Genomic DNA, 14026 nt, shown 5'->3' with positions numbered 1-14026 from the left:
ACAGACTAACAGTAAATTATAAACGGAAACAACCTGTATCTAAGCATGATAAAGAAAAGACTCAGCAAAAAAGGAAAGGCTAGTTTTTGATAGATCCTGCTTTGACCATTGCTTTTTGATAAGCAGGTATACTCAGGTCGTCGACGATCACCCCACGGGTAGTAGAAGCATGAACAAAGAAATTGTCTTTCAGGTAAATGCCTACATGGTCTACAGCTCTGCCACCGAAAGAGAAGAATATCAGGTCGCCTTCTTTCAGCTGTCCCATACTTTTGCTCCTGATCACAGCAGCCTGGTCGCTGGATCTTCTTGGTAGTTCATTGCCATAGATATTTTTTTGCAGCAGCAAAGCGAAGCCTGAGCAATCGATACCCCGTTTATCTAATCCACCTAAACGGTACCTCACGCCTGTCCAGTCATTGATAAAACGGTACAAAGGTTTGCTCTTCAGCTGAGACATCACCACCGCAGCTCTTGCCGCGGTCGTATTTACGTTGGTATTTTTCCTTGAGCTACAGGCAGAAAAAATGAGCAACACCATTAAGAACAGCAACAGCTTAAATCTTGCTTTAAGAGCGGTCTGATTAATGGTCATATCGTTTTATTGTTTAATGATGCGCTGTATTTCATCCAGTTTCAGCAAGGCTTCTACCGGCGTCAACACATTCACATCCAGGTTATTTAAAGTATCTCTTATTTTTACCAGTACCGGATCATCAATTGCAAACATGTGCAGCTGATAAGCCTGATTCTGGACTTTCTTAATGCTATCTTTTATGCTCTGTCCTTCTGTACGGTCGATCTCCAGTTTTTTGAGGATCTCATTTGCTCTGTTGATCAGCTTTGGAGGCATACCCGCCATCTTCGCCACATGGATACCGAAGCTATGCTCACTGCCACCCGGCACCAATTTACGCAAGAAAATCACTTTATTTCCCACTTCTTTGATAGAAACGTTAAAGTTTTTGATTCTGCTCATCGTATTTGCCAGCTCGTTCAGCTCATGATAATGCGTCGCAAATAAAGTTTTTGGTTTAGCTGTGGGATGCGTATGCAGAAACTCTGCGATGGCCCATGCAATAGAAATTCCATCATAAGTACTCGTACCTCTACCAATCTCATCCAATAAGATCAGGCTGTTTTCCGAAATATTATTCAGGATACTTGCCGTCTCATTCATCTCTACCATGAACGTACTTTCTCCGGAAGAAAGATTGTCTGAAGCCCCGACTCTGGTAAATATTTTGTCGACCAAACCAATCGTTGCTTCTTTAGCAGGAACAAAACAGCCCATCTGTGCCATCAATACGATCAATCCGGTTTGTCTTAAAATCGCCGATTTACCCGACATATTGGGTCCCGTAATAATGATGATCTGCTGCGTCACATTGTCCAGAAAAACATCATTGGTGATGTACTCTTCCCCAACAGGCAGTCTTTTTTCAATCACCGGGTGCCTGCCGCCTTTAATGTCCAGGCCTTTGCCTTTATTCATTACTGGTTTCGCGTAGTGGTTTTTTACTGCCAGCTGGGCAAAACACAGCAGGACATCCAGTTGTGCAATACAAAAAGCATTCAGCTGGATTTGTTTGATATAAGCACTCAGCTGCTGCATCAATTCTCCATAAAGGCGGATTTCGATCTGCATGATCTTCTCTTCTGCCCCTAGAATCTGCTCCTCATATTCTTTCAACTCTGGTGTAATATAGCGCTCTGCACTCACCAGGGTCTGTTTCCTGATCCATTCGGTAGGAACCTTATCTTTATGGGTGTGCGTCACCTCCAGGTAATAACCAAAAACGTTATTGAAGGCTACTTTCAGAGAAGGAATACCAGTAATGGCTGCTTCTCTTTTTTGAATTTCTATTAAATAATCTTTTCCACCAAAGGAGATCTTGCGCAGGCGGTCTAATTCTTCATCCACCCCATCTGCAATCACATTTCCTTTGATCAATAAAGCGGGAGGATCTTGCTGTAATTCCCTTTCCAGTTTCTCTCTGATGGATAAACAAGGATCTAACTGTGCTGCCAATGCCATTAAGAATGGGTTTTCTGAAGCATTTGCAATGTCTTTCACCGACTCAATATGGTACAATGCTTTTTTCAGCTGACACAATTCTCTTGGTCCAACTTTTAAAAGGCCCACCTTAGAAATCAGGCGTTCCAGATCTCCGATCTGTTTGATATGGTCTAAGAATTTTTCTACCAAAGATTCATCTTTCACCAGGTATTCCACCATCCCAAGGCGTTCCTGAATTGGCTTCAGTTCTTTCAGCGGCATGATGATCCATCGATGTAACAATCGGGCACCCATTGGGGTACAAGTCTGGTCTAAAATCTGAAAAAGCGTGACTGCATTTTCATTATTAGAACTCACCAGTTCCAGGTTACGAATCGTAAAACGATCCAGCCACATGTATTTATCTTCCTCTAAGCGAGAAATTGCACTGACGTGTTTTAGATTCTTATGCTCCGTTTCATTCAGATAATGAAGGATCACTCCAGCGGCGATCGTTCCAATAGACAGCTTATCTACACCAAATCCTTTTAGGGAGTTGACTTCAAAATGCTTGTGTAAAGTCTCATTCGTGTAATCGGTGGTAAAAGCCCAGTCGTCCAGCGTGAAAGTATAAAACTTATCTCCGAAAAGTTCCAGGAATTCTTTCCTTTTACTCTTCTGAAAAATAACTTCTGTAGGTTTAAAGCCTTGTAAAAGCTTATCAATATATTCTTCATTGCCTTGAGCCACATAAAACTCTCCGGTAGAAATGTCCAGAAAGGACACGCCTAAACCAGTCTTATCAAAATAAACTGCAGCAAGGTAATTGTTTGATTTCTGACTCAGGATATTGTCACTATAGGCAACGCCAGGAGTAATCAATTCTGTTACCCCACGTTTTACAATAGTTTTGGTCATTTTCGGATCTTCCAGCTGATCGCATATCGCTACCCTTTGTCCGGCCCTAACCAATTTCGACAAGTAATTGTCTAAAGAATGATGTGGAAATCCTGCCAGTTCAATGTGCCCACCGGGTCCATTTCCCCTTCTTGTCAATACAATCCCCAAAATCTGGGAGGTCTTTACAGCATCTTCACCAAATGTTTCATAGAAGTCGCCTACTCTGAACAATAATAATGCACCGGGGTACTTTGCTTTAATCGCATTGTACTGTTGCATTAAAGGTGTCTCTTTAGTCTTGTCTTTAGCCAAAATGTATCTTATTTACAAAACTGTAAAGATAGCACCTGAATGGCTAACCTTTAAGCTTTGTTGAAAACTATAAATTCTATAATTGTTCTATATACGATAAGAACAAAGTTAATGCTTCGCGTTTCTTGTCGGTCAGCTCAAAATCCAACTTATGACACAGGTAATCTTCCATGTCAAAATTTGCAACTTCCGGCAATTCTTTTAACAACTCTCCGCGATGAGAAAGGCCAAAAGCAAGTGCTTGATTAAATTCTGAAATAAATGATTTTGGAATCGTTTTATTGGCCACCCATGCTGCATATACAAAAGGCAAACCGGTAAACTTCATCCATTCCTCTCCCATATCATAGGCATAAGCATAGTCGGATTTTTTACCGAAAGTACGGTCGCCAATCAAAACCATCGCATCCGTTGCTGCTTCCAAATCAGTCGTAAAACTGACCTCTTGTTTCCAGTGAAACTTCAGCAATACCTTAGCGAGGTTATTTGAAGTGCGGGAATGGCTGTCTAGTTTTACCGTCTTAATCTCCTGAAAAGGCACATTGCTAAATACAAATACAGAATTTACCGCACCTACTGATCCGATACAGTAATCGGCAACGATGTTCGCATTGGGTACCAAAGGGATGGCCGCAACAGGAATCAGGCCAATATCCACTTGATTGTTGATCAATTTAGCGGCACAATCTGTAGGAATATCTAAACTTAAATCTATTTTATGGATCAGTTCTGAATGCTCAATACCGTACATAAAAGGTTTGGTATTGGTATAAGAAACTGCGGAAATCTTAATCTTACTCAATTGGAAATGTTTTTAAATGATCGGTATTATTGAACTCCAGAATGGTAAACTGACCATCTTTCAGTCCGACTTTATAGAGCGTCGTATTCTGATGAGGAAATTCGGTCATCTCGCTTAAAGATTTACCCGTAATCAGGCAAAGTAACAACCTCATCGCCCGACCGTGCATACAGACCAGCACCTTTCTCTCATTTGGAGCATTTACGATAACCTCTAATGCTTCCTGAAGACGGATTTTCACTTGATTCGGGCTTTCACCACCTTCAAAATGACTGTCGAAATCTCCCGACTGCCATTTTTCCATCATCCCTTTAAAAGCAGCGATCGCATGCTCATCATTGGCTTTACCTTCCCAAACACCCCAGGCCAGCTCATCCAGACCGGACAATTGCTCCCAAGGCATGCCTGCATCGATAAAACCTTTAACGGTTTGATGCGTACGTTTTAAAGTAGAAGTATATACTTTATCAAAATGAACGTCTTTATACATCTTGTAAAATAACGCGGCCTGTGCTCTTCCAGTATCATTCAGATCACTGTTGATCCCTCTTCCCTGCACAATGCCCTGCTTATTTAAATCCGTTTCACCATGTCTGATGATATATAGTTCTTTATCCATTAATTGATGACCGGCAATTTATAATACTGTGGTTTCGCTTCTCCCTCAAATACAACATCCGTATAATCGGTCACTACATTATAAAGGGTATCTCTTTCTATCGGTTTACGGTTCACCTGTTTGATCAGATTCACCAATTCTTCCGTATTCATTGCCGGATGCTGTTCTTCTGCACCTGCCATAGAATAAATTTTGGTGGTATCATCTAAAGTACCATCAATATCATCTACGCCAAAGTTTAGGGAAAGCTGTGCGGTTTGACGGCTAATCATTGCCCAATAAGCTTTGATGTGGTCAAAATTATCCAGATAAATCCTTGCAATCGCATAATTCCTTAAATCTTCAATCACAGATACCTCTGGCACGTGGTCCATCTGGTTGTTCTGATTTCTGAATTTCAAAGGAATGAAAGCCTGAAAACCACCTGATTTATCTTGCTGCTGGCGAAGACGTTCCATATGGTCAACCCGATGCCAAAACTTTTCTATATGTCCGTAAAGCATGGTCGCATTGGTTTTCATGCCCAGCTTATGTGCTTGTTCATGAATGTCCAGCCACTGTTCTGCATTACATTTATCATGCGCAATCTTTTCCCTTACTTCCGGGTGAAAAATCTCTGCACCGCCACCTGGCATAGAATCCAGACCCGCTTCCTGCAAATATTTCATCCCTTCATAATGGCTTAATTTCGCCTTTTTGAAGATGTAATAATATTCCACCGGAGTCAATGCTTTCACATGCAGATCCGGACGGTGTGCCTTGGCACGTCTGAAGAAATCACTATAAAATTCCAGATTCTGCTTAGGAACAACACCACCAGTGATATGAACCTCTGTTACAGGCTCATTGTCGTACTTTTTAAGTACGTCCATCATTCCGTCTACGCTCATTTCCCATCCTTCTTCACGTTGTTTGATCAAACGGGAATAAGAACAAAATTTGCAATCGTACACACAAACATTGGTCGGCTCTATATGGAAATTGCGGTTAAAATAAGTTTTATCACCGTGTTTTTGCTCCCTGATATAGTTCGCCAATATACCCAGGTAGCCCAGTTCGGCATGTTCATAAAGATATACGCCTTCATCGAAAGTGATTCTTTCCTGGTTCTGAACTTTATTTGCTATGGCTTTAAGTTCGGCAGACAAATCATTGTCGTTGATAACTATAGCCAGCTTTGAATTAGCATCCATGTATTATGAGATAATGGTACAAATGTATAAGAAAAGACACAGCGAAAGCTGCGCTTATCACGAACAAAAGTAGTATAAAATCACCATAAACCTGCTTTTTTAACAGGTTTTAGCTGTCAGCATTATGTAAAAGAGCACAAGTACTAAAAAATAACACAGGCCCTGACGGGTAATTTATTTTTTAAGTATTTTAGAACATACATTTAAAAGCAGAGCCATGGAAAAATACGACTCTAGAATAGACATTTATATAGGCCAGGCTGCCGATTTTGCACAGCCTATCTTAAAACGCATCAGAGCCCTGGCCCATGAAGCCTGTCCAGAGATTATAGAAGCCATGAAATGTGGAGTTTCCTTCATTTTGACCATAAAGGAGCCGTCTGCAGTATGGCTGCTTTCAAAAACCACTGCGCTTTTGGCTTTTGGAAAAGCTCATTAATACCCGATCCTCATCACCTCCTTTCCGAGGATAAAACACAGGCAATGGGACATCTGGGAAGAATCACCAGCATTGCCGATTTACCCGATAAAAACATTTTCCTGACTATATCCCAAATGCGGTCATCCTGAATAAAGAAGGCATCAAAGTCGATAAAAAGCCGGCAGCTCCAAAAACAGTATTAACCATCCCCGACTATTTTTCCAAAAGTCTGGCCGAAGTCCCTGCAGCAAAACAGCATTTTGAAAACTTCAGCTATTCTCAGAAAAAAGAATACCTGGAATGGATTACTGAAGCTAAAAGCGAAGATACCCGACAAAAAAGATTGAGCACAGCCCTGGAATGGATCTCTGAAGGAAAATCGAGAAACTGGAAATACAAACGATAAGAGAATTTACTATCGATCTGCCCCGAAGTACTTTACCATGTTCTGCCATTCCTTGTAAAAATAATGTCTATAAAACTGATCGATAATAAAATAAAATGGTTTTATCGCTACATTAGCCTCGGGATATATGGGGGTTTATCATAATTTTTCTGATCAGGATCTGCTGGAGGAGCTGCGTCTTGGCAATCGCCTTGCGTTTACAGCACTCTTCAATCGTTATTGGAAGAAACTGCTTGCAGTTTCCTACAATTATACGAAAGACCATTCTGCGGCCGAAGAAATCGTTCAGGAAGTATTTATTGGTCTTTGGAACAGAAGAGCCGTTCTTGAAATCAAGATTCTTGAAAATTATTTAGCCACTGCCGTCAAATTTTCAGTCTTTAAAAGCATCCATCAGCAGAAGAGAAGAGCAGAACTTGCCCAATTAAACTATCAAACCGAGCTCGTCGCCCTGGACGAAGAAAAAATCCAAGCTAAATTCCTGCAGGAATACATTGACGGTATCGTAGAACAATTGCCGGAAAAATGCAGATTGGTCTTTAAATATAGTCGCCAGGATGGCCTAACCATTCCTGAAATCTCGAAAGAGATGGGTATTGCCGAAAAAACAGTAGAGGCACACCTCAGTAAAGCTTTAAAAACCATCAGAAAAGACCTGAACAATTCAGGAATACTACTTATTGCCTGTTCCTTTCTCCTAAAATAAAAATTAAAAAACACACTTATATCCTTCAGAAACACACTTTCTAAAATAAAACATCTTTTTTCTTACTGCCCACTAAGGGTAAGAGCAGGGTTCAGCGTACTCCCTTATAATTAGCCTGGAACCACAGTCTATAGAAATTGGCATGGCTCGCTGAAAAACAGACCTATACGCATGAAAAGAGACGATACTCCTATATTGATTCAAAAATATATCAACGGTACCTGTACTGAAGAAGAACGGGAGCAATTGCTAAAATGGTACCGTTCTCCGCAAAATGAAATCGTAGAATGGCCAGCAGCAGCTGGAATGGAGGAAGAAGCAGTTTACCAGCGCATCTTTTCCAAAATAGAACAGGGAATTGACCAGAAGCACAGTCCTGTACATCAGTTAATTCCGAATACAGCTAACTTACAGCTTAAAAAATTAAATTTCAACTGGCAGAAAATAGCGGTTGCTGCAGCCCTGATTCTGACCAGCGGTATGGCCCTTTATTTTTACCAGCAATATCCAGCCAGCCCTCCTATCGAACAGCTGACTTTCAAAAATGAGGTAAAACCTGGGGGAACAAAGCGATTTTAAAATTAGCTGATGGCAGCGAAGTGGTTTTAGATGCTGCCGCAAATGGTAAGCTCGCCCAGCGAAAAGACATCAACTTTAGCAATACTAGGGACGGTCAATTGGCTTATAACAAACAAAAAAACACCCTTTCCGATAATGTGGAAGCCTTAAAATACAATACCCTTTCTACGCCTAAAGGTGGACAATACCGGATTATCCTGCCTGATGGTACCAAAGTATGGCTCAATGCCGCCTCTTCTATTCGCTTCCCCACTACTTTCCTTCCTGGAGAAAGAAAAGTAACCATTAGCGGAGAAGTATATTTTGAAGTGGCCAAGAACAAACACCAGCCATTCCGTGTGATTGCTGACCAACAGATGCTAGAGGTGCTGGGTACCAAATTCAACATCAATGCCTATGCGGATCAGCAGCAGATCAATACCACCCTTGCAGAAGGAAGTGTAAAGCTGGGCCGTCTAAAATCCAGCAATTACCAGTTTTTAAAACCTGGAGAACAGGCTCAAATGAACACAAAAGAGCAAAGTCCAGCTAAAATCAGCACTGCAGATCTGGAAGAAGTACTCGCATGGAAGAACGATGCTTTTGTGTTTAACAACACCCCAATCAACGAAGTCATGAAACAAATGGAACGTTGGTACAATGTAGAGCTGGTCTATAAAGGTGCAGCACCTAACCTTTATTTCACCGGAGTAATCCCGAGAGAAAGTAACCTTTCTACTTTCCTAAGGGTGCTGGAAGGAACTGGAGGTGTCAAATTCGGCATTGAACAAAACAAAGTAATCATTCAAAAAATTAAATAAATCAACAAACTACCACCACCACAAACGAACACACCACATGAAACCTGCTACTTAAACCACCACCACAGGTGAGTCAGAAAATAACCAACCCGGTTCGCGGCCGGGAAGGTCAATGCTCAGGCTTACCCTAAAGAACTTTCCAGTTTTCACTGGAATTGCACAGCCTTCAACTTAAACCTAAACATTTCAAATTTATGAAAGAACGACTACATTCTAAAGTCATTTCCCCTTATGGCCAAAAAACCGTAAGAAAAGTATTCATTATCATGAAACTATCATTGATTATCCTGATTACCTTGGGTATACAGGTAAGTACGGCTTCCTACGGGCAGCGCGTCACCATTTCTAAGCGCAATACCAGCTTAAAATCCGTTTTGCAAGACCTGAGAAAGCAAACCGGTTATTATTTTATTTACAATAACGAAGTCATCAGCCAGTCGAAACCATTAAATGTGGATTTGAAAAACACGGCCTTGAGCACTGCGCTAACAGAGATTTTCAAAGATCAGCCCCTAACCTACACGATGGAGAAAAACATCATTGTAGTTAAACTAAAAGAAGCCGCTTTAAGGACACCTATTGCCCCGGCAAACCTCATCACGATCCAAGGTAAAGTAACCGACGACAAAGGCATTCCACTGCCTGGTGTTACAATTTTAGTGAAAGAAGGTAAAGCGGTGGCGATCACGAATGCAGATGGATTCTATAAAATTCAGGCAGAAGACAACCAGACTTTAATCTTTACCTATCTAGGCTTCAAAAGAGAAGAAGTCGCTATCCAAAAGAGAACGCAGATCAATGTATCCATGACGATGAGCATGAGTGAGTTGAGCGAAGCGGTAGTCATTGGATACGGTACACAGCAAAAGAAACTATTAACCGGTGCAATCGGCGTGATCAAAGGAGAAGAACTGACACAATCACCAGCCGTAAACGTATCCAATACCTTAATGGGTAGAGTAACCGGATTGGTATCTTACATGAGTACTTCAGGTACCCCAGACCGCGACCGCTCTGCGATCAAAATTCGTGGAATGGGTGAAGCCCTGATCGTGATTGATGGAGTTGCCAGAGAAGGTATGGGTATTGTAGGCATGGAAATGGATAAATTAGATCCCAACTCTATCGAAAGTATTAGTGTATTAAAAGATGCTTCGGCAGCTGTTTATGGTGCCAGAGGTGCCAATGGCGTCATCCTGATCACCACCAAACGCGGAAAATCCAATAAAGTATCCATGAATTACAATGGTAATTTCGGGATTCAGCAATCTACAAGATTGCCTAAATTCCTGGATTCTTACAACTATGCCATTTTGAACAATGAGATGTTCGATAATGATAAGGCAGAAAAAGGAAGCTCTCCAAGAACAAAATATACGCCTGAGGAAATTCAGAAATTCAAAGACGGATCAGATCCGGATCGTTATCCAAATACTGACTGGTACAAAACCGTGCTTAAAGATTATGCTTCTGTACAAAAACACAACCTGAGTTTAAACGGTGGCGGTAATAATTCCAGGTATTTTATCAGTGGAACTTACACCGATCAGCAAGGACTCATCAGCACTTCAGGAATGAAGCGCTATGGTTTAGTCAGTAATTTTGACCTGGATGTTACGCCAACCACCAGCCTTTCTGTAGGCTTGAATTACATCACTGAAAATGCGAAAAACCCAGCTGTTTATGCGGAAAGTATTTTCAGCAGAATGTCGGTTCTGGGTTCGGTATCCCCTGCCCGTTTCTCCGATGGCTTGTATGCTTTCTCTGGATTTTCAGGGAATCCTTTAGCGGATGCATTGGATGGTGCCGGCTATAATAAAGTGGGTAGAAATATCTTTACCAGTTCCCTTAGAATCACACAGCAGCTACCTTTTATCAAAGGTCTTTCTGCAAATGGAGTGGTCACAGTTGACAAAAACAACTCCTTAACCAAAGCTTTTACAGTACCTTATCCTGTGTATTCATTAGATCCGCTAAAGGATGAATATACCCAGCAAAATGCAACAGAAAAAGCTTCATTGAGTGAAACTGTTTCGCTGAACGACAACGTAAACGTACAGGTTTCCCTGAACTACAAAAGACTATTTGGCAAGCATTCCGTTACGGCATTGGCTTTATATGAGCAAAATGAGTTCAAAGGAGAAAATATCATCGCAGAAAGAAGCAATTACCCGGTTGCCAGTGTCGACCAGCTATTCCTTGGAGATGTGAGCACGCAAAAAAGTTCAGGCAGCTCGCAGGAAAATGCACGCCAAAGTGCGGTTGCCCGTTTTATTTACAATTACAACAGCAAATATATTTTAGAAAGTAACTTCAGATACGATGGTTCCCCATATTATCCAAAAGGAAAAAGAAGAGCCTTGTTCCCATCCTTATCAGCGGCTTGGGTCCTATCAGAAGAAGATTTCATTAAAGATCATTATCCCTTCATTAATGAGTTAAAACTCCGTACTTCTTACGGTAAACTGGGTAATGATGGTGGCTCTTTGTATTCTTACTTTTATAACTACAGTCTTTTCCCGGCAGGTTATGTATTTGGCACTGGAAACGGCATCTCTCCTATGACCAGGATTACCAATACAACCGTTCCAAACACCAACATTACTTGGGAAAAAGTGAAAGCTTTTGACATCGGTTTAGATGCCTTACTATGGGGTGGTAAACTGGGTATCGAAGCGGATTATTACAGCAAATCAAAATATGACATCCTACGTTCAAGAGGTTACGATGTACCTTCTTCTTTCGGATTGAGCCCGGCATTGGAGAACTTTGGAAAAGAATATTACTATGGATATGAGCTTGCTTTATCTCATCAAAGTAACATCGGACAACTGAACTTCTCTGCACGCTTAAACATGACTTTCACCAAAAGCAGGGTCGTAGATTATGGCGAAAACGAGAGTGTATTGCCTGGATTACGTCAGGAAGGCCGCCCTGTAGGTGCCGGAAGAATCCTGAAAGCAGATGGTATTTTCAAAGACCAGCAGGATGTAGACAACTGGCCAAAATACCTGACCAGCCCTGGAGCGACGCCAGTAAGCGGTAAACCTGGAGACATCAGGTATGTGGATTTAAATGGTGATGGTGTTGTAGAATTGTTTAGCGGCAGTGCCGATCGTGATGTGGAAACCAGATATATCGTTCCACCAACGGTTTACGGTTTATCATTGGCTTTCAAATGGAAAAACTTTTCTGCTGACGCCTTATTCCAGGCTTCTACAGGGGTTTTCATCAACTATGCACCTGCTGCAGATTTAACCAACTTCTACGAATTACACTTAGACAGATGGACGCCGGAACATACGGATGCAGCTTACCCAAGACTATTGTCGAACTATGAAGCCAATAGATATCCTTCCACTTTTTATGTTAAAAACGGGAACTATATCAAGCTGAGAACCGCACAATTGTCTTATAGCATTCCAAAATTGGTATTGAAACAGATTGGTGTTTCTTCTTTGACGCTGACTGCACAAGGGCAAAACCTGTTCACGATCAGCAACAACAGGAGGTTCGACCCTGAGTCGTCCGGCACCTTTGCCAACTCTTACCCTCCACAACGGATTTTCTCTTTTGGTCTTCGTTTAGGCCTTTAATTTATTCATCGAAAAGATCAGCAATTATGAACTTTATACCTTCAAAATATACCACCACCATCATCCTTGCAGGCTTACTTAGTATGAGCTCCTGCAAGAAAGATTTCCTGGATAGAAAACCCCTAAACCTGATTTCGGAAGCCAGCCTATGGGAAGATCCGGAACTCATTAAATTGTCTGTAAATGAGTTTTACAACTTTATGAACAGCGGCTTTACCGCTACTTCCCTTCCTGCCGCCATCACAGACGACATCCAGGTGATTGGCAGCGAAGAAAGCAAGATTTCAGGTTACCTAACCGGAGATTTCAATGCCATTACTTTTCCTCAAAAAAACCTTTGGAAAGACAGCTATGCACAGATCAGAAAGATCAATTACTTCCTGGAAAGAGCAGAAACAGCACCAGCATTGAATCCTGCGCAAAGAAAAGAAATGTTAGGACAAGCACGTTTTTTCAGAGCCTTCGTTTATTTTCAATTGTTCAGCAGTTTTAAAGAAGTTCCTTTATTGCTAAAAGCACAGCCGGTTGAAGAATCCCAGGACAAACCCTTTAAAACCAGTCAGCAGGACGGGGTGGCGTTTATTGCGGCTGAGTTGGCTCAGGCAGCGGAAGAACTACCAGCATCCTGGGCAAATACAGAATACGGCCGCATTACCAGTGCTGCCGCACAAGCCTTTCAAAGCCGTGTTCTACTATGGGCAGCGAGTGCCTTAAATAACCCAGCCAATAGTGCAGACAAATGGCAGGCAGCAGCTGATGCCGCAAAAAAGGTGATGAACACGGGTTATTACAGCTTGCAAGCAGATTATAACGATCCTTTCCTGAAAAAGAATGTACTGGTAAAACCGGAGGTGATCCTGGAATTCCGTTACAATGGATTAAAAGGGGAGAAACAACACAGCTTTGATAAGAACAATAGTCCAGCAGGATATGGCGGCAAAGGTACCAATTCCCCTACTCAGGAAATTGTAGATGAATATGAAATGAAAAACGGGAAGATGATCGGCGAAAGCGGATCTGGCTACCTGGCTTCCGACCCCTATGTAGGTCGCGATCCACGCTTCGAAAAATCTGTATTGTACAACAATGCCAGCTTTAAAGGAAGAGCAGTAGAAACCTTCGCTAAAGGTAAAGACATGCCGACTTCCAATCCAACACCTACCGGCTTTTACATCCGGAAATTCATCGCGGAAGATTTCGATTACAACAAAGATGTGAACGTAACCAGCAGTACCAATTGGGTGATCATGCGCTTTGCAGAAGTACTTTTAAACTATGCTGAAGCACAAAACGAAGCCATTGGACCGGACGCCACGGTGTATCAGGCCATCAATGACATTCGTAAAAGAGCGAAAATGCCGGAACTGCCTACAGGCTTATCTCAGCCGGAAATGCGTGCAAAAATCCGCCATGAACGCAGGATTGAGCTGGCTTTCGAAGACCAGACCCGTTATAACGATCTGCGTCGCTGGAAAGAAGCAGCCAACATCCTCAATAAATCAGTAAACGGGGTGACCATCACCAAAGCGACCAATGGCAGCTTAACTTTTGCCTCAAAAAAATCAGGCAGCAGGGTGTTTACCGATAAAAACTACTGGCAGCCTATTCCTTTAACCGAAATCGCGACCAACCCAAATCTTAAACCACAAAATGAGGGCTGGTAATCCAGCTCCTCAGAAACATAAATATCAAT

At 41.9% G+C, this 14026-nt stretch carries 13 protein-coding genes; 8 read left to right on the top strand and 5 right to left on the bottom strand.

The features are described 5' to 3' along the window. Nucleotides 1–79: 79 nt before the first annotated feature. From AQ505_RS09320 to mqnE, 5 genes are all read right to left on the bottom strand, one after another. A complete protein-coding gene (locus tag AQ505_RS09320; protein ID WP_062547927.1) occupies nt 80–595 on the bottom strand; it encodes a C40 family peptidase in 516 nt (171 codons plus the stop codon). Nucleotides 596–601: 6 nt separating this feature from the next. Further along, entirely contained in the window at nt 602–3211 is a 2610-nt protein-coding gene (mutS, locus tag AQ505_RS09315; protein WP_062547926.1) for a DNA mismatch repair protein MutS, read from the bottom strand. Nucleotides 3212–3287: 76 nt separating this feature from the next. Continuing rightward, complete coding sequence (locus tag AQ505_RS09310; RefSeq protein ID WP_062547925.1) at nt 3288–4013, bottom strand: menaquinone biosynthetic enzyme MqnA/MqnD family protein; 726 nt, start codon at nt 4011–4013, stop codon at nt 3288–3290. Continuing rightward, a complete protein-coding gene (locus AQ505_RS09305; RefSeq protein ID WP_062547924.1) occupies nt 4006–4632 on the bottom strand; it encodes a histidine phosphatase family protein in 627 nt (208 codons plus the stop codon). Before AQ505_RS09305 ends, AQ505_RS09310 begins: the two co-directional genes overlap by 8 nt. After that, complete coding sequence (gene mqnE / locus AQ505_RS09300) at nt 4632–5825, bottom strand: aminofutalosine synthase MqnE (RefSeq protein WP_062547923.1); 1194 nt, start codon at nt 5823–5825, stop codon at nt 4632–4634. Before mqnE ends, AQ505_RS09305 begins: the two co-directional genes overlap by 1 nt. 217 nt (nt 5826–6042) lie before the next feature. On the opposite strand from mqnE, the gene AQ505_RS26865 reads away from it, so the two are divergent. The 8 genes from AQ505_RS26865 to AQ505_RS09270 all read left to right on the top strand — a co-directional run bounded on the left by AQ505_RS26865 (nt 6043) and on the right by AQ505_RS09270 (nt 13997). Then, nucleotides 6043–6264, top strand: coding sequence for a hypothetical protein (locus AQ505_RS26865; protein WP_231635113.1), 222 nt, complete (start codon nt 6043–6045; stop codon nt 6262–6264). Beyond that, on the top strand, nt 6168–6395 hold the full coding sequence (locus tag AQ505_RS26860; protein ID WP_335337997.1) for a DUF1801 domain-containing protein: 228 nt from the start codon (nt 6168–6170) through the stop codon (nt 6393–6395). Before AQ505_RS26865 ends, AQ505_RS26860 begins: the two co-directional genes overlap by 97 nt. Next, entirely contained in the window at nt 6374–6652 is a 279-nt protein-coding gene (locus AQ505_RS27220; protein WP_335338003.1) for a YdeI/OmpD-associated family protein, read from the top strand. The genes AQ505_RS26860 and AQ505_RS27220 overlap by 22 nt, the downstream gene beginning before the upstream one ends. A gap of 127 nt (nt 6653–6779) precedes the next feature. Continuing rightward, nucleotides 6780–7358, top strand: a complete 579-nt coding sequence (locus AQ505_RS09290) for an RNA polymerase sigma-70 factor (RefSeq protein WP_062547922.1) — start codon at nt 6780–6782, stop codon at nt 7356–7358. Nucleotides 7359–7529: 171 nt separating this feature from the next. Next, nucleotides 7530–7937: a hypothetical protein gene (locus AQ505_RS09285; RefSeq protein ID WP_062547921.1), complete on the top strand. Its 408-nt coding sequence runs from the start codon at nt 7530–7532 to the stop codon at nt 7935–7937. Between the two features lie 20 nt (nt 7938–7957). Then, the gene (locus AQ505_RS09280) at nt 7958–8737 is read left to right on the top strand and encodes a FecR family protein (protein WP_062547920.1); all 780 of its coding nucleotides are present in this window, start codon (nt 7958–7960) and stop codon (nt 8735–8737) included. Nucleotides 8738–8931: 194 nt separating this feature from the next. Beyond that, nucleotides 8932–12333 (top strand): TonB-dependent receptor, encoded by a 3402-nt coding sequence (locus tag AQ505_RS09275; protein WP_062547919.1) that lies wholly within the window; start codon nt 8932–8934, stop codon nt 12331–12333. A gap of 26 nt (nt 12334–12359) precedes the next feature. Then, entirely contained in the window at nt 12360–13997 is a 1638-nt protein-coding gene (locus AQ505_RS09270; protein WP_062547918.1) for a RagB/SusD family nutrient uptake outer membrane protein, read from the top strand. Nucleotides 13998–14026 lie beyond the last annotated feature (29 nt).

The organism is Pedobacter sp. PACM 27299 (assembly GCF_001412655.1).
Taxonomy (GTDB): Bacteria; Bacteroidota; Bacteroidia; order Sphingobacteriales; family Sphingobacteriaceae; genus Pedobacter.
The sequence above is the reverse complement of the archived record's forward strand: the minus strand, read 5'-3'. Positions and strand labels throughout refer to the sequence as shown.